The sequence below is a fragment of the Pandoraea pulmonicola genome (assembly GCF_000815105.2).
Classification (GTDB): Bacteria; Pseudomonadota; Gammaproteobacteria; order Burkholderiales; family Burkholderiaceae; genus Pandoraea; species Pandoraea pulmonicola.
On sequence record NZ_CP010310.2, the window covers coordinates 3,325,987 to 3,342,388 of the forward strand.

Genomic DNA, 16,402 nt, shown 5'->3' on the forward strand with positions numbered 1-16,402 from the left:
GATTCAGTCCGCCAACCGACTCCCGCCATGCCCGCGGCCCGGCTTCTCCAAACGGCAAAAAAGTAGCCCGCACGATGGTTTTTCCGCTTTTGCCAACTTTGCCCTGCCAAAATTGACAGCGCTATCATTTCTATGGACACTGATTTTCCTGGCATCGGCCGGACGCGAAAAAACAGCCGCGGCGACTCACGGAACGGGCGGCAACAGGAGACAAAGTCATGGCAATACCTCCCTGCTTCACTGCAGAGGCAGGCACCAGCGTGCATTTCAGGCCTCGCCATTTCCCGCGCAAAACACTCATGCCGGCGCTTCTGGTGAGCGGCCTGCTGTCGACCTGCGGCGCCGCCCAGGCTTACGACATCCGGACCAATCCATATCTGCTCGGCGACTGGGGTGGCTTGCGGACCGATTTGGCCGAGCGTGGCATTACCCTGAACTTGGGCTACACCGGCGAGGCCGCGCACAATTTCAGCGGCGGTCAGGAGAAGTTGACGCGGTACACCGACCAATGGGTGATCGGCAGCACGATGGATCTGGACAAGCTGGTCGGCTGGCGTGGGGGCACCTTTCAGATGACCATCACCGACCGCAATGGTCGCAACTTGGGCGCTGACGCCGGCATCGGCAATAACATGCTGATCCAGGAAGTGTACGGTCGCGGCCAGACCTGGCACATGACGCAGTTCTGGCTGAACCAGTCGTTCCTGGGCGGACGGGTGCAATGGAAGATCGGCCGTCTCACCGTGGGCGAGGACTTCGCCAACTTCTCCTGCGCCTTTCAGAACCTGACCTTCTGCGGCTCGCAACCCGGCAACCTGGTCGGCAGCTACTGGGTCAACTGGCCCACCAGCCAGTGGGCTACCCGTCTGAAGATCAATACGTCGGAACAGACCTACGTGCAGGCCGGCATCTATCAGGTCAACCCAAACTACGTGAACGACGACTACGCGCGCAGCCACGGCCTGTCGCTGGACAATCCCAGCGGCACCACCGGCGCCCTGGTCCCACTGGAATTCGGCTGGCGGCCGGATTGGAATGGCCTGCCCGGCTCGTACAAGTTCGGCGTCTGGTACAACACCTCGAACGGCAAGGATCTGTACCAGGACGTCAATCACGCCCCGCGCGGCGAGACCGGCCTGGCGCCGCGCGAGCGCAACGGCCAGTATGGCGTGTACATCAACTTCGAACAGCAGGTCAGTGGCACCGCGGGCGGCCGCGGCGCTTCGGTGTTTCTGAACATCTCGCAGGCTGACCGCGAGACGGCGGCGCAGGACCATCAAATCGCACTTGGCCTGCAGTACAAGGGGCCATTCGCCCGGGCCCGCGACGTCATTGGCGTGGCGCTCGGCGCCACCCACAACAACGGTCGCTACGCCCGCTATGTGCGCCAGCAGGATCAGCGCCTGGGGACAAACACCAAGGTGGGCGACGGTTATGAGTATGTGGCCGAGGTCTATTACAGTTGGTCGCCGATGCCCTCCATTTACCTGCGGCCCAATCTGCAGTACATCAGGCACCCAGGGGGCACCAGCGCCAACCACGACGCTTTCATAGTGGGTTTGAAGACCGGCATCACGTTCTGAGCGCACCACACCACGAGGAGACAGACGCGATGCCGATATCGCACCGGATCGCTCGAGCCGATTCCGTGATGCTCAGGCCGGTGCCCGCGTCGAGTCGCGCACCACTATTTCGTAGCCCAGGGTCCACGCCCGTGCCCGCGGCTCGCGCGAGGCCAACTGTTCGACGGCCGCATAAGCCATGTCGCGGATCGGCTGTCGCACAGTGGTCAGCTTGGGCCAGGTCTGGCGCGACAGGGGGGTGTCGTCGTAGCCCGCCACCGACAGATTCTCGGGTACCTTGATGCCACGCGCATGCGCCGCATACAGCACGCCGGCCGCCATGTCGTCGTTGGCCGCGAAGATCGCGGTCGGCGGATCGGCGTGGGCAAGCAGACTCTGCCCGCAACGTACGCCGGAATCGAATGAGTGCAGGCCCTGCTCCACCAGGCGTTCGTCGTACGCCAAGCCCTGCTCGATCAGCGCATCACGGTAGCCTTGCGTGCGCTCGCCGGCGGCACCGTGGTCGGGATGCCCAGCCACGAAACCGATACGGCGATGGCCCAGCCCCAGCAGATAGCGGGTCATGTCGCGTGCCGCCGAGCGGTCGTCGGTGCTGACTTCCATCCCCCTGGCGCTGGGGGAACTGGGCGCCAACCGCACATACGGCACGTCGCTGTGATCAAGCACATCAACCAGGGCGCGCACGTCCGAGAGCGGGGGTGTGAGCACCAGCCCAGCGCAGGCATACTGGCGCGCCGACTGCTCGATCTGCGCGGCCAGGTCGGGCGCACGATAGTCGCAGGGATATAGCAACAGGCTGTGGAAATAACGCTTGCAGGCGTCTAGCGCGCCTTGCTGGACATTGATCAGGTAGTTGTCACTGGGATTGTCATAGACCAGCATGATCAGATCCGAACGCTTGCTGGCCAACCGGCGAGCCGACGGATTGGGCTGGTACTTCAGCAGCGCGATCGCCGCCATGACCTTGGCCCGGGTCTTTTCGCTGATGTTGGGCTCAGTGTTCAACACGCGCGAGACCGTCTTGATGGACACGCCCGCCTCGGCCGCCACGTCGTCAACGGTGACGGAACCCTTTTCCTTGCGGGTCGCCATGCCTCGGCCTCAGCGTCCGGCGGCTTTCGCGCTCGGATTCAGCGCCGCGAACAGGGCCACGGACAGAGCCGATTGCCCTGCCTCGCCGCGGACCCTGATCCGTGCGGTGTCCACGCACGCCGCGGTCTCGCCTGGCCCGCTCACCACGATCACGGGCTCGCCGTGCATGTCATCCGACACGACACGCAGGCTCGACAACGGTATGGCAACGCTCTCCACCGCCGCTTGCGAGACCGCCTTCGACAGCAGTGCATTCAAGGCGGCCGAATGGTCTCGCTTGATTTGGACGCTCAAGCTTGGCATGACGAAATCCAGTATTCCCAATAGCGACGGCGATCGTTGCTGACCAGCCATCATCTCCTGACCAGGGCCAGATAATACCGCAGCCCTTCTACGATGAGAATCAGGCAAATGCGGGCAAGAAATCGAGGCCGGATGGAATTCGTGGATGCCAACGAGTTAAGCCGCGACGGCGTGCTTATCGGAAGAACCGAAAACCTTGCAGCGCCCGCTCCAGTCGATTGAATGCGTGGTCGTCCGAGAACGGTGGTGTGCGCGGCGGATCATAGGCATCACCGTTGGTGCCACTGACAATAAGGTCAATGGCATAACAAGCACCCGCGTGTTCGACACGATAACTCCGCGCATTCAATCGATGGTTCATCCCGGCGTCACTGAGCTCGAAGGTCGTGAAATTCAGCCCGGCAAGCTGAACATGACCGGATCGCTGCGTGGGCAATTGATAACCGCTCGGGGCTTGCAAGCAGGTGCGGATGGATTTTGCGGCACGGCTAACGCCGATGCGGAGTTCGCCACGCGTTAAATCGTTGGAGCCTTTGAGCACCAGCGCGACCACCGGTGTACCCTTCTCTCCGGGATCGGCATAGAGTCTCCAGGCGGTGCTGGTCAGAAAATAGCCAATATCGAAGCGCTTTCTCGCCTCGAAGTCTGATGGATAGTCGATGTAAAACCCGAACGGTTTGCTGGTGAAACGCTTCAACGCAGACGGGTTGTCTGGTGCGGCCGCTGTTGTCGTTGTCGCCGTTGTCGCCGATGCCGGCGTATCAGACGGCAACGTCGAAGCCAATGCACTAGTCGACACATATAGCGTTAGCAGACATGCGAGCAATCTGTAATGGACCATGATGAGTTCTCCAAGGCGGGCAACGGGTTGCCGTTGCCGTGTAGGGGCTTTCAAACCACGAGGTCTTTACCCACGATCAAACGACGTCGTTTCGGATGCCTGGCTACGCTCGCGTTGGCGTATGCGACCACTGCATATGCAAGAGAACCAGCCCGCATTCCATTCCCAGCGAAAGGCGCACTCCATGACCGCTATATATGTGCAGACGTTCAGGTGTGTCGTTCGTTCTGACTTCCACGCGCAGCGCTTACCTCCGAAAATTGGATTTCGCAAGGTCGAGTATCTCGTCGCCGCGTCCGTTGAGGACCGCTTTCAGCATGTAAAGGCTGAAACCTTCCGCCATGCCGAGCGTGATTTTTGGCGGCAGGGCGAGTTCCATTCGATTGACGACGGCGTCAACCAGTACCGGGCCTGGATGAGAGAAAGCCTCCCGGAGCTTGTTCTCGACATCAGCCGGGTTCTCGATCCGCACCCCCTTGATGCCAACGGCTTCCGCCATCGCCGCAAAGTTCGGATTGAGGAGTGAGGTGCCGGTGTCGAGAAAGCCCGATGATTTCTGCTCGAGTTCGATGAAACCGAGCGCACCGTTATTGAAGACGATCACCTTTACCGGCAGTTGCAACTGGACGAGGCTGAGAAGATCTCCCATCAGCATGGTGAAGCCGCCATCTCCGGAAAGCGCGACGACCTGTCGCCCCGGACAGGCTGCCTGAGCGCCGATCGCCTGCGCCATGGCATTGGCCATGGAGCCGTGCCAAAACGAGCCAAGAAGTCGTCGATGGCCATTCATGGTGAGATAGCGAGCCGCCCACACGGTTGGCAAACCGACATCGCAGGTAAAGATCGCGTCCTGACTTGCGAGCTCGTTCGCGATACGCAGCACATATTGAGGGTGGAGTGGACCGTCAGGGCGTCCTGTCGCAAGTTCATCGAGCGTCTGCCGCGCCTGTTGATAATGCGCGAGCGCCGCATCCAGATGCGCACGGTCGGTCTTCTGCACGAGTTTCGGACCGAGCAAGCGCAAAGTGGAACTCACATCGCCGATCAGCCCGATATCGACAGAGGCACGCCGACCGATCACCTCGCCCCGTATATCGATCTGCGCGATGCGTGCATTTTTCGGGTAGAACTGGCGATAGGGAAAATCCGTGCCCAGCATGAGGAGTGCGTCGCAGCTTTCCATGGCGTGATAGCCGGACGAGAAGCCGATGAGACCGGTCATGCCAACGTCGAAGGGATTCTCCCACTCGAGGCCCTCTTTTCCGCGCATCGCGTGAACGATCGGCGCCTTGAGCGTTTCAGCGAGCGCAAGCACTTCCGTACGCGCCTGAGCGGCACCACCTCCGCATAGCATCGTCACGCGTTTGGCGCCGTTCAGCAGGGCCGCAAGGCGCTCGACAGCCTCCTGCGGAGGCACCATGGCGGGGCGCACCGGCAGGAGGCCGTCAGACTTGGGAGTGGGGGCGTCCGTGGCGGGCTTCAGGGCGACGTCGCCGGGAATCACGACGACCGAAACGCACCGTTCGCTCACCGCTCGGCGAATAGCGATTTCAAGCACACGGGGCAACTGCTCGGCGCTGGAGACGAGTTCACAATAACCGCTGCATTCGCGGAATAGCTGTTCGGGATGAGTTTCCTGGAAATAGCCGGAGCCGATTTCGGGAGAGGGAATGTGGGCGGCGATGGCGAGCACCGGCACACGCGAGCGGTGGCAATCGAACAGCCCATTGACGAGATGCAGATTGCCTGGCCCGCAACTCCCGGCGCAAACCGCAAGATCGCCTGTGATAGCGGCTTCGGCGCCCGCGGCAAAGGCGGCGACCTCCTCATGCCGGACATGGACCCAATCGATGCCACCGTGACGCTGCAGCGCGTCGGTGAAACCGTTCAAGCTATCTCCGACGATTCCATAAACACGGCGAACGCCAGCAACAGCGAGCGTTTCGACCATCTGATCAGCTACGGTGCGAGCCATGATCACCTCCATCAGGCTATTGGGTCAGATCAGATGCAACTCTCTCGCTGCTGCCGTAAGCTCGTCGCGAAAGGCCGGGTCTGCGATTTCGATCAGACCGCGCGCCCTCTCGTCGGACGACAAGCCGCGGAGATTGCACAGACCGTGCTCCGTAACGATGTACTGGGTCTCGATCCGTGGGTCAGTCGCCGGCCCCTGCAGCCGCGGAACGATCCGTGAGACCTTGCCATGCGCCGCTGTTGACGACGCAGCGATGAAAGACAAGCCACCTTTGGAATAAGAGGCGCCGCGCACGAAATCGAGCTGGCCACCCGCGGCGCTGTATTGGTGCTCGTTCAGATATTCCGCGTTCACCTGGCCACTCAAATCCACCTCGATCATCGAATTCACCGATACGACGTTGTCGTTAAGCCCGATAACGCGCGGATCATTCACATAATCGGCCATACGGCATTCGATGGACGGATTGTCGTTGATGAGGTCGTAAGTACTGGCGCTGCCCATAGCGACATTGAAGACGCTTCGCATCGGATCCGTGGTCTTGCGCCGATTGGTCACTGCACCGCAGGCGATAAGGCTGGCAAGACCGTCGCCCAACAATTCCGAATGGACACCAAGGTCTTTGCGGTCCCGCAGTTCGCCCGCGATGATGTCCGGCACCCCGCCGACGCCAAATTGAACGCACGCGCCATCTTCGATCATGGGGAGGATGTGCCCCGCAATCTTGCGCTCCACCTCCCCGGCCACCCTGCTCGCGGCATATTGAAGATCGCTCGCATGCTCTATCACCGCATCCACTTGCGAGATGTGGACCAGACCCGTGCCGAGACTACGGGGGAGATTGGCATTGACTTCCACGACAATCCGCTTTGACCGTTCGATGCCGGCCAGGGAATAGGCGCCGGTCAAACCAAAGCTGAACCAGCCGGCCCGGTCCATGGGGGCCACCTGGAGAAGAAAGACATCGGGTGTCAGCCGCTCGCGAATGATGCGCGGAATCATACTGAAGGAGGCGGGCACGAAGAAGATCGCCTTCTTCGCATGTTCGCCCCCAGCCTTGATCAGCGCACGCTCGTTCTCGCCAACATAGAAAGGATATGGCTTGACCACGTCCATCAGTTCCGGACGCAACATGGCTTCCGCCGTTGCGGTCGTGGCATGCATGTAATAGACGCGCAGCTCATCGAAAAGCCCGGACCGTGCTCGTTCCATTAACGCGCCAATCAAGGCAGGCGGCTGTGCGGCAAAGAAACCCAGAAGGACGACGGCGCGGCGGGGTAACTGTCCCAGAGCCGCTTCCGGTGTCATAAGCTTGCGTTGGTAAGCGTCATGAAAATCAAGCATGGGCATGCTCCGGTGACGTCAATATTGGGCAAGCGCGTAGGGCCCGGCCCCTCGGCGATAAACCAGGAGTGCGCGTTGATAACGGCATATGAGTTCGCCGTTCGCCGCAAAAGCGCGCGTTTCGACCTGTGCTATCCCTTGCGTGGGGCGCGATTCCGAAGCGCGCACGGCACCGATGGTGGATTCGGCATAAACCGTTTCACCCGGCCGCACGGGACGCAGGAATTCGATATCGGTCCAGCCGAGATTGGCGACGACACGCCCGAGGGTACGGGTGGAGAGTGCGGTCATCGCGCCGATCACCAGAGGCTCGAAAATCGCCGGGCCCATGTCCGGATACTGATGAAGGTAGGTATCGTCGCTCCAGCGAGGATTGATCTCAAGAGAGCGCAGCGCATGTCGTCGGCTTTCGTTCCAATCCATGGTCCGGCCGGGCCAATGCACGAAGGTTTCTCCAGCAACCATATCCTCGAAGTAGAGCCCGGTCTGTTCCACCAGCGCACCGTCTGCGTCCTTGTGATAGAGACGAAACCGCTCCTCTTCGGCGGGCGTTATTCCCGGCATGTCCTCGGGATGACGACCTTGGCGATACACCTCCATCCGGCATGCGATTTTCGACACAACCTCGCCATGTTGATTGGTGCCCTCAATGGTGAGGGATACGAGGCCCACATCGGCATCGCTTCCCGCCTCGAGCTTTGTGACCGTGGAACTGGAATAGAGTGTGTCGCCGCCAAACACAGGATGGGTCATGGCGATGCTGTCGATGCCGAGCATGTGGCGCCGGCGATACCAGCTTCGGGAAATCATGCCCATCAGGCGCTGGACCGTCAGTGTGCTGACGCCCAGCGGGCGCTTCCATTCCGTTTGGGCGGCGTAGTGGCTGTCGAAATGCAATTGGGCATTATTGAGGAGATCGACGGCATCTTCGCGATTGTCCTGCTGGGAAACGTCGATGCCGGGGCGATGCCTGATCCGGAGGCCCACTTCGAGATCCTCGAAGCTCAGCCCGAAGCGTTCACGGTACCGGTTCTCGCCGAGGCGAACATAGCCGAACATGCTCATGATCGTGATCTCCCGGCGTCCGCGCGTTCAGCGAGCTGCACGATACGACGAGCAGAGTTCACCACCGGCGCATCCACCATCTTGCCATCCAGTTCCAGGGCGTTGCCTTTGGCTGCCTCGAACGCGGCCAGAATGCGTCGAGCGCGCGTCACCTCCAGGGAAGTCGGTGTAAACACCGCGTTGATGGTCGCGATCTGACCGGGGTGAATGGCGAGCTTGCAGCGATAGCCGAGCGCCTTCGCGGCTTCGGTCTCGCCCCGCAGCCCGTCCACGTCGCGGATATTCAGGAAAGGGACATCCGCGGCGGGGATGGCGGCGCAGGCCGCCGCCTGCACCACGCGACTGCGTGCAAACAAGAGAGGCTCCCAGGCCATGGCGGCGTTGAGATCGCTGGCAAGATCCGCGCCTCCGAAGCCGAGCGCCCCCACCCCCGGATGCCCGGCGATAACCTCAGCCGAGGACAGGCCAGCCGCGCTCTCGATCAGCGGCATGAAAGTCGGGGACTCTCCACCACGGGCGAGATGAGCTGTAGCGATTGCGATTTCCATCGCCGACTCCACTTTTGGCAGCAGGAAAAGCGAAGGGCGCGCCGAAGCTTCACGAAAGGCAAGCAGATCATTCAAGCCGTCGGGTGTGGTTACATGATTCAGACGCACGGCCCAGATGAACCCGGCCGGCGCGGAAGGCCTGGAGGCGAAAAACGCCAACGCCTCACGGCGGGCAACGTCCTTCGCAGGGAGCCCTACCCCGTCTTCCAGATCCAGAATGGCGCCGTCAGCACCCGCTTGGCAAGCCTTGCCAAACCTGTCGGGCCGGTCAGCCGGGGTAAAAAGCAGTGAGCGCAGAAAGGACAAATCTGCCATGATCTTGCAATCCCCTCATCGAGAACGCCAATTGCTGCGCGTTTGGTTTGCCGGATCAGCCGCCGACCGTCACTGTGGCCTGAGTTCCCGCAGCGCAGATCGACCTGCACGAGACACAAACCTATGCGTGGCCAGCGGTCAATGCGCTGACGGCCCTATGCTCGACCTTCAGGAAATCGAGCACTTCCTTTCCCGTATAGAATTTTTGAACGGCAAGTCCCGGCGTCGAAGTATGACCCATAGGAATAACGACGTCGGCGTTTTGATTGTGCAACCACGCACCTACAAAGCGGACGCATGGAGCACGAAGCAATCGAAATTCATACTCCAATGCATCTTCAGCTTCGACCGCTTCGGCAAGCAGGATTGCCTGAACCGCAGATTTTGCTATCGCCCCGTCGCCTCTCATATGCGAGACGCTGAGTTTCCCTTCGCTTTGAACCACGCCAACGTCGGTAACCGGCGAATTTGCCGAGAAAATTAAATACTGCCACATCCCAAAACGCGCTTCGCGGATCGTTTCAGTCTCTTGCAGGACTTCCTGATCCAGAAAATATGTCTGAAATGCCGACGAAATACGCAGCTGTTTCGGCTCCAGCGGGAAGGTTCTCGAGAGTTTCGCAAGCACCCCTTGCTCGAAAGTGGCTTGGAAGAACGAAGTGACGCATTCGATCCCTCTTGACGGGCCTTCGGGAAACACAATATGCATAGGAATATCTCCAAATCCTAACGTACCGTGATCAATTCGCCTGCGAGAGCATAGTCAGATACCACTGACTGGCCCCCCACTTTCCCGGATACGATGCTGGAAAACTACTAACCGAAACGAAGTTTGCCCCCTCGATCGGATCGCATACGTTCCAGTAATCAGAGCGATAACCCTGGTTGTATATTACGAAAGCCGCATCGATAACAACGCAGTGCAGATAAAAATTCCTCTGGACGTCCATCTCCAGAACAACGACAAACGGCCTGCCGTTAAGCAATTCCCCCAGAAGTATTGGCATTCCGGGGCTGGCGATTTCCGTGGCCTGCCAAATATTTATCCTTTTCATGGATATTTCAGCATTACCGGACATGTTGCACTGACTATAAGGGGGTGCCTGCATGTACGGAGGATTACAGTTGGTACCCTGAATATTGTTATATAGATAGGCCTGTGTATAGCGAGTACCGCCAGCATAAAAATTACCGAGCGTGGAAGCTACGGCAATCCAGCACCAAAGGCTTTGCTGCTGGTTTTCAAAGTAACTATTGGAAAGCTTGAGGGTATCACCACCCACATCGTAGCCAGTGAAATATCCGTTATCGTTACTGTAGGAAGTTTGTCCCTTGGTTTCAACCAACGGCATATTTTGTATATTCAGGCTCGCCGGCAGGTGTTCGTCACCTGTTGGGATGGCGTCGATATCAGATTGGCTCATTTTTCATCCTCAGTATGACTGGGTTTGACGGACTGCAATAGCGTTACTTCCAATCCTGTGCCGCTGGTATCGATTCAGCTTCACTTCATTCCATTTTCCGTGAAGATATAAATTAACTAAAATAATAGTCCTAATATTTCGGTATCGTTACTAGTAAATCGAATAGTTGGCTATGGCCGGTGTATGTGATCGCGGCAGCTCGGCGTTGCACCCCTTGGGTTCCGGCTTCTTGTGGAGATCGTCATGACGACCGGCATTTCGCTGTCAGCACCGTCTTCCGTCTCACCCGATCGGCACCGACGTCATGGGAACAATACAACTGCGAAACGGCGTAGCCGGAATATGACAAGTTCGTCGATAGGCATCTTGTGTTGACATCGCTTGCCCTGCGCCTTCGGCCCACTTGGAAATGCGAACCTTGAAGTATCAAGCCCACCACCTGCATTCCCAACCCCGTTGCCAGACGGCTCATGAGCGAAATGTAGTAGACGAAACCTGGGCGGGCCGTAATCTATGAGTCGCGCCTATCCACTCTCAAAAATGAGCCGTCATGCAGATCTTTAGAACTGGACATGATGTCCGAGCGTATGTGCGAAACCATGACGGCGTCTCTCTCAGCGATCAGCGCGCCGAGGATGCCGAAATCGTTCGCAACACAATTCGTGATTTCTCAGGAAACACACTCTTCCTGGAACGGGTGGGGGCGGCCATCGTATATCTACACCGGAAGTTGAATTTCACGGCTGACAGTGCAGAGTTAAGCGCTTCAGGACTTGCCGTTGATCTTGCGGGAACAGGGGATCCTTCGCCTGACAACGAAGCACTGGAACGCATGTCAGCGGCCCTTATCCGCCTGTGCACCCGCCGTCATGCCACATTTGACAGGGTCTTTCATAGCGAATCACACCTTCCGCGTCACATCGCGGAAATCAGGCGAGATTTGGCGGACATGCTGAGTGCAGCTCACAGTCAATCGGTGACGGAGAGGCGCAGCGACTCTTCAGAAGCGCTGTTTTCCGGACCGCACGAAAGCTATGTGAGTTTTCCAATGATGTACTACGAGGACTCGCCTTTCCCTGTCTCCGACTATAGGACATTGCAAAACAAGGAGGCGTTTGTTTCCCAAGCGGCAAACCAGACCGAGCGAGACGAGCTGTCACTCCAGTGGGAGCAAGCGAATCCGTCCATGGACCATATGATTCTTGATGCCATAAGTGACGGGCTGACCACTATGGAAGAATTAATTATATCCGTTGGGAGAGACGAGATTGGCAAGCGACAGATAATCGATTCTTTTTATTCTGAGATATACGGCAAGGAAAGGGACAAAACCGCCCCCGAAATAAACGACAGAGGGAAGCGCAATGAATATCTTATAAAGATTGGTTCAATTGCGAAGAACGCCGGATTGACCATGGCAAAGGATGATCCAAGTGGAATTATCGCGCCGAAACCGAAAGCGCTGGGCGCGAACGTTTTTCAGACTGTTGTGACAAAGTCGTACCACTATTTGAGATCGGGGAATGTAGGCGAGAAGATAAATGAAATGGAGCCGGAAATCAGGAAGCAGATACAGGAGGAAGGACTCCGACTGGTAGCGCCAATGGCCAGGGAATTGGGCTATCCTGATGCGGCGACCTTTCGTAGTGAGTTAAGGGCCATAGCATCGGATTACGGCGTTGCCCCAGAAATATTGGATACGACGCCACACTAAGGCGGCCGAATTCACTCGCGGGGTGAGGAAGTGGCAACCTCCGCCACTGACCTCCAGCGTTCCGCAGGCTGGGTACCGGCACGCTGCAACCTGTTCTGTGCCTCCGGCGTCAGCGCGCCTTTTTTCACATGCGACCTTACTGTGCGGGAATTCAGGTTGCGAGCTCGCGCCCACTTTGTCAACTCAAGCCCAGGATTGTGGGCCAGTGCGTCACGCAGTTCCCACAAGTCTTCCACCTCCGCCCTCCTAAGGCTCGACGCCTCCCCATAGGCCCGATCCAACCGGCTCTGTGCCTCTGGCGTCAGCGCACCTTCGAATATGCAACCTATTACGGTTCGAGGATGAAGGCGGTTCGCCCGCGCCCACTCTCTCGCATCAAGCCTGGGGTTTTGGGCCAGCGCGTCACGCAGCGCCCGCAGGTCGTCCCTCCCCACCGTCCTGAAGCTCGGCGCTTTCCCGTCGATCACATCCAGCCGGTTCTGTGCCTCCGGCGTCAGCGCACCTCGGAGTACATAACTTTCTATTGTCCGAGAGTGAAGGTGGTTCGCTCGCGACCACTCCACCACATCGAGCGCGGCGTTGTCGGCCAGTGCGTCACGCAGCGCCCGCAGGTCATCTTCCCCCACCTTCCTAAGACGCGGTGCTTTCCCGTCGGCCAGATCCAATCGGTTTTGTGCCTCCGGCGTTAGCGCACCGTTCTGTACCGAGTTCTTTAATGTTTGAATATGAAGGCGGTGCGCTCGCGCCCACCCTGCCACGTCAAGGTCGGAGTTTTCGGCCAGCGCATTACGCAGCGCCCGCAAGTCATCCTCCCCCACTTTCCTAAGACGCGGTGCTTTCCCATCGGCCAGATCTATTCGGTTCCGCGCTTCCGGCGTCAATGCGCCTCGGTAGATATAGTATCTGATTGTCCGGACATGAAAGTGGTGCATTCTCGCCCATTCCGTCACATTGAGGTTGGGGTCTTGGGTCAGCGCGGCATCCAGTGCCCGCAAAGTTTGAATACCTACCTTTTGGCGGCGAGCCCTTGCTGAATGAAACAAGAATCCAGCGCCTCTCCCCCTGCCTGCGCCCTGGGACGCTGCGCGCGATTCGGGGAGGTGCTGTTGTTGAACCGAGCTCGACGGCATGGAAGCCAACGCTCCGGGATTGGCCCGGGGTGCCAGTGCGGCGTCCATATATGTCAGCATCCCTTCGTGTATCAGCGCGGAGGTTTCAAGGGACAGCGGGCGCTCGATCGAGCTTGATGGCACGTCGGCCGGTGCTTGGGCATTGTCGCGCCGCGCCAAGCTCTCCTGAATGGCGTCAAACCTGCTCAATAGCAGCGATGTCTCGGGGGACGGCGGGTATTGGGCGAAGTTGAGCAAGGCGTCCATCGCCCCGGCATTGACTGGCGGTTCCGTTTGCCGATCCGTCTGATCTGCCGGACACCCCCAGCGCACATTGCCGTCGACGGTCGTCGGCGGCGTCGATGTCGGCGTCGACTGGTGCACGTCTCCGCCCGTCGTCGTTCCAAGGGGCGTCAGGAGTTGGCCCAGGCCCGTCGGCATATGGGAGCGCCCGTCAACTTGGCACACCTCACGCACGTCTGTGCCAAAGGTATTCGGCCACGCTGGAGTGGTAGGTGGCAGTGCCGACGCAGAGGTCGTCACGGGAAACTGGAAGCGCGGAGCCGCAGCGCCGAAAACGGGGGGCATTGAGTTTCTCTCGCGAAAGCGCTTTCGATCACGGCGCGCCTCGTCATCTTCGCAGCCCGCCGTGCGCTTTATTCTCGCAGAGGCTCACCGTCCACATTTGCACAAATCGTTCTTTCGGTTTTCGGCAAAGACTGACGCCCCCGCCCGATTTGCGCAGCACGACGATTTGGCACCCAATCATCCAGTCAGGAGTGTGGACATGAAGAAGCGACTCACTGAAGGGCCGGTCATTGGCCTCCTGAACCAAGCCCAAGTTACCAGAGATGGCCAAGAGGCTCTCTATCGCTGAGTCAATAGGTTCAGTCCCTTTGCCGTGAACTCGCCTTCCGCTGTTACATATTCTATTAACTCATGGAATTTCAGTCCGAGCCTTTGCGCCCACTCCAGCAGGTCGAAGAGGCCACCACTGGCTCGCTCTTCACGAAGCGCCTGCAAGTCCCTTGGCGTCACGCCCCTGCCGGACTTAGAGGCCTGAGGAACTGTCTCCGCCACCGCTCTGCCAAGCTCCGCAGGCCAGCCACCGGCACGCTGCAACCTTTCCCGTGCCTGCGGGCTCAGCGCGCCATTTCGCACAAACGATCGTACCGTGTGGGAATTCAGATGATGAGCTCGCGCCCATGCTGTCAGATCAAGGTCGGAATTGTGGGCCAATGCGTCACGCAACACACGCAAGTCGTCCAACCCCATCCTCCTGAGGCGCGGCGCTTTTCCGTCGACCACATCCAACCGGTTCTGGGCCTCCGGCGTCAGCGCGCCCTTGTAGACATAATTTTCCAGTGTTCGAGAGTGAAGGTGGTTCGCTCGAGCCCACTCCGCCACGTTAAGCTCGCGGTCGAGAGCAAACGCGTCACGTAACGCCCGCAAGTCGACCTCACTCACCGCCCTAAGGCTCGTCGCCTTCCCGTCGGCCACGTCCAACCGATCCTGGGCCTCCGGCGTCAGCGCGCCGTTGGATACATAGTTATCCAGTGTTCGGGGGTTGAGGTGGTTTACTCGAGCCCACTCCGCCACGTTAAGCCTACGGTCGAGAGCAAACGCGTCACGCAGCGCCCGTAAGTCCTCTACCCCAACCTTCCTGAGACTCGTCGCCTTCCCGTCGGCCAGGTCCAACCGGCTCTGGACTTCCGGTTTGAGCGCACAATTATGGACCGCGTTCTTTATTGTTAGCGCATGAAGGTGATTCGCTCGTGCCCATCCTGCCAGGTCAAGTCCGGGATTGTCGGCCAATGCCTCACGCAGCGCCCGAAAGTCAGCATCCCCCGCCTTCCTGATGCGGGACGCTTTGCCGTCAGCCACATCCAACCGATTCCGCGCCTCCGGCGTCAGCGCGCCGTTACAGACATAATTCCTGATTGTTCGGGTACGAAAGTGGTTCATTCGCGCCCATCCTGTCACATCGAGCGTGGCATCTTGGGTCAGCGCGGCATCCAGCGCCCGCAAAGTTTGGATACCTATCTTTTTGTGGCGAATCCCTATTAAGGGAGACATGAAACCGGCATCTCTTCCGCCGCCTGCCGCCCGCTTCTTCGCTATTCCTGTTTCCAGACGGTTCTCTTGTTGAACCGAGCTCGACGGCATGCAGGACCACGCTCCGGCATCGACCTGCGGTGCCGGCGTGGCCTCCATGTAGACCTGCATCCCTTGGAATATCAGCGCCGTTGTCTCGGAAGGCAGCGAGCCCGGCGGCATCTCGACCAACGCTTGGGCATTGCCACGCTGCTCCACGCCCTCCTGAACAGCCTCAAAAATGCCCAATAGCCGCGATGTTTCAGGGCACGGCGGACGTTGGGCGAAATTCAGCAAGGCGGCCGGCACCCCGGTATGGATACACGGCTTCGTTCGCCCCCCAGTCTGATCCGCCTGATGCACCAAGCGCACATTGCAGCCGACAGTCGTCGGCTGCGTTGATGTTGGCATCGACTGGCGCACGTTTTCCGCGGTCTGTCCGGTGCCTATCGTCGTCCCGGGGAGCGGCAAGCGTTGCCCCAAACTCGACGACGCACTGCGCCGCTCGTTGGTTTGGCTCACTTCACGTACGTTGTCGCCAAGGGGCGTCGGCTGCGTTTTGGCAGTGGGGGGCTCCGACGTTGAGGTTGTCGCGGGCAACTGGGGATGCGAAACCCCAGCGCCGGAAACGGGATACATTGGATTTATCTCGCAGAAGCGCTGTCGATCGCGGCACACCCATCATCGTCGCAGGCCGCCATGTGCTTCATTGTGGCAGAGGCTCACCGACCACACATGTACAAATCGCTCTTTCCGTATTCGGGAAAGGTGATGATGGTCTTGATGGAGCGAGGTGCGCTCAATCGCCCTGACAGCATTTGGAGATTTTTTCAGCGAAGTGAAAATCTCCGTGCATGCGATCCTCGCACGAGGAACATACACGATATTCTTAATGCTTCGGTATACACACTAGCAATACTAATAGTTGGTTATCTCAGCGGTATGTGGCCTCATGGTTGCGCGGCGATTTCAAGCGCGCCCCAGCGGACCACGGA

13 protein-coding genes are annotated in these 16,402 nt (G+C 59.1%); 2 read left to right on the forward strand and 11 right to left on the reverse strand.

Features of this window, described 5'->3' with window-relative positions:
- The first annotated feature begins 299 nt into the window (after window positions 1-299).
- Window positions 300-1,583 (forward strand): carbohydrate porin, encoded by a 1,284-nt coding sequence (locus RO07_RS14300; protein ID WP_237171465.1) that lies wholly within the window; start codon window positions 300-302, stop codon window positions 1,581-1,583.
- 72 nt (window positions 1,584-1,655) lie between these two features.
- Here RO07_RS14300 and RO07_RS14305 read toward each other — a convergent pair whose 3' ends face one another.
- The 9 genes from RO07_RS14305 to RO07_RS26035 all read right to left on the reverse strand — a co-directional run bounded on the left by RO07_RS14305 (window position 1,656) and on the right by RO07_RS26035 (window position 10,490).
- Entirely contained in the window at window positions 1,656-2,675 is a 1,020-nt protein-coding gene (locus RO07_RS14305) for a LacI family DNA-binding transcriptional regulator (RefSeq protein WP_039411624.1), read from the reverse strand.
- Window positions 2,676-2,684: 9 nt separating this feature from the next.
- Window positions 2,685-3,032: a hypothetical protein gene (locus tag RO07_RS14310; protein WP_157118209.1), complete on the reverse strand. Its 348-nt coding sequence runs from the start codon at window positions 3,030-3,032 to the stop codon at window positions 2,685-2,687.
- Between the two features lie 121 nt (window positions 3,033-3,153).
- Complete coding sequence (locus RO07_RS14315) at window positions 3,154-3,819, reverse strand: hypothetical protein (protein ID WP_147284647.1); 666 nt, start codon at window positions 3,817-3,819, stop codon at window positions 3,154-3,156.
- A gap of 247 nt (window positions 3,820-4,066) precedes the next feature.
- Complete coding sequence (gene poxB, locus RO07_RS14320; protein WP_039415554.1) at window positions 4,067-5,794, reverse strand: ubiquinone-dependent pyruvate dehydrogenase; 1,728 nt, start codon at window positions 5,792-5,794, stop codon at window positions 4,067-4,069.
- A 24-nt stretch (window positions 5,795-5,818) separates the two neighbouring features.
- Complete coding sequence (locus tag RO07_RS14325; RefSeq protein ID WP_039411632.1) at window positions 5,819-7,138, reverse strand: acetyl-CoA hydrolase/transferase family protein; 1,320 nt, start codon at window positions 7,136-7,138, stop codon at window positions 5,819-5,821.
- Between the two features lie 18 nt (window positions 7,139-7,156).
- Window positions 7,157-8,203, reverse strand: coding sequence for a MaoC/PaaZ C-terminal domain-containing protein (locus RO07_RS14330; RefSeq protein WP_052267325.1), 1,047 nt, complete (start codon window positions 8,201-8,203; stop codon window positions 7,157-7,159).
- Window positions 8,200-9,066, reverse strand: coding sequence for an HpcH/HpaI aldolase/citrate lyase family protein (locus RO07_RS14335; RefSeq protein ID WP_039411634.1), 867 nt, complete (start codon window positions 9,064-9,066; stop codon window positions 8,200-8,202). Before RO07_RS14335 ends, RO07_RS14330 begins: the two co-directional genes overlap by 4 nt.
- Before the next feature lie 121 nt (window positions 9,067-9,187).
- Window positions 9,188-9,775 carry a hypothetical protein gene (locus tag RO07_RS14340; protein ID WP_039411637.1) on the reverse strand — a complete coding sequence of 196 codons (588 nt, stop codon included), beginning with the start codon at window positions 9,773-9,775 and terminating at the stop codon, window positions 9,188-9,190.
- Window positions 9,776-9,806: 31 nt separating this feature from the next.
- Window positions 9,807-10,490 (reverse strand): hypothetical protein, encoded by a 684-nt coding sequence (locus RO07_RS26035; RefSeq protein ID WP_147284646.1) that lies wholly within the window; start codon window positions 10,488-10,490, stop codon window positions 9,807-9,809.
- A 550-nt stretch (window positions 10,491-11,040) separates the two neighbouring features.
- Here RO07_RS26035 and RO07_RS26040 point away from each other — a divergent pair.
- A complete protein-coding gene (locus tag RO07_RS26040) occupies window positions 11,041-12,204 on the forward strand; it encodes a hypothetical protein (protein ID WP_157118210.1) in 1,164 nt (387 codons plus the stop codon).
- Between the two features lie 11 nt (window positions 12,205-12,215).
- Here the strand turns inward: RO07_RS26040 and RO07_RS14355 are convergent, their stop codons facing one another.
- Both RO07_RS14355 and RO07_RS14360 read right to left on the reverse strand, forming a co-directional pair.
- Complete coding sequence (locus tag RO07_RS14355) at window positions 12,216-13,754, reverse strand: hypothetical protein (RefSeq protein ID WP_147284644.1); 1,539 nt, start codon at window positions 13,752-13,754, stop codon at window positions 12,216-12,218.
- Between the two features lie 426 nt (window positions 13,755-14,180).
- Window positions 14,181-15,818, reverse strand: a complete 1,638-nt coding sequence (locus RO07_RS14360; protein ID WP_147284643.1) for a hypothetical protein — start codon at window positions 15,816-15,818, stop codon at window positions 14,181-14,183.
- Between the last annotated feature and the right edge of the window lie 584 nt (window positions 15,819-16,402).

Bases quoted from the DNA above. Each gene is read 5' to 3' on its own strand.
- RO07_RS26035 (WP_147284646.1), bottom strand. From the start codon at position 10,490: ATGAGCCAATCTGATATCGACGCCATCCCAACAGGTGACGAACACCTG.
- RO07_RS14310 (WP_157118209.1), bottom strand. From the start codon at position 3,032: ATGATGGCTGGTCAGCAACGATCGCCGTCGCTATTGGGAATACTGGAT.
- RO07_RS14360 (WP_147284643.1), bottom strand. From the start codon at position 15,818: ATGCCAACATCAACGCAGCCGACGACTGTCGGCTGCAATGTGCGCTTG.
- RO07_RS14340 (WP_039411637.1), bottom strand. From the start codon at position 9,775: ATGCATATTGTGTTTCCCGAAGGCCCGTCAAGAGGGATCGAATGCGTC.
- RO07_RS14330 (WP_052267325.1), bottom strand. From the start codon at position 8,203: ATGAGCATGTTCGGCTATGTTCGCCTCGGCGAGAACCGGTACCGTGAA.
- RO07_RS14325 (WP_039411632.1), bottom strand. From the start codon at position 7,138: ATGCTTGATTTTCATGACGCTTACCAACGCAAGCTTATGACACCGGAA.
- RO07_RS26040 (WP_157118210.1), top strand. From the start codon at position 11,041: ATGCAGATCTTTAGAACTGGACATGATGTCCGAGCGTATGTGCGAAAC.
- RO07_RS14300 (WP_237171465.1), top strand. From the start codon at position 300: ATGCCGGCGCTTCTGGTGAGCGGCCTGCTGTCGACCTGCGGCGCCGCC.
- RO07_RS14305 (WP_039411624.1), bottom strand. From the start codon at position 2,675: ATGGCGACCCGCAAGGAAAAGGGTTCCGTCACCGTTGACGACGTGGCG.
- RO07_RS14335 (WP_039411634.1), bottom strand. From the start codon at position 9,066: ATGGCAGATTTGTCCTTTCTGCGCTCACTGCTTTTTACCCCGGCTGAC.
- RO07_RS14315 (WP_147284647.1), bottom strand. From the start codon at position 3,819: ATGGTCCATTACAGATTGCTCGCATGTCTGCTAACGCTATATGTGTCG.
- poxB (WP_039415554.1), bottom strand. From the start codon at position 5,794: ATGGCTCGCACCGTAGCTGATCAGATGGTCGAAACGCTCGCTGTTGCT.
- RO07_RS14355 (WP_147284644.1), bottom strand. From the start codon at position 13,754: ATGCCGACGGGCCTGGGCCAACTCCTGACGCCCCTTGGAACGACGACG.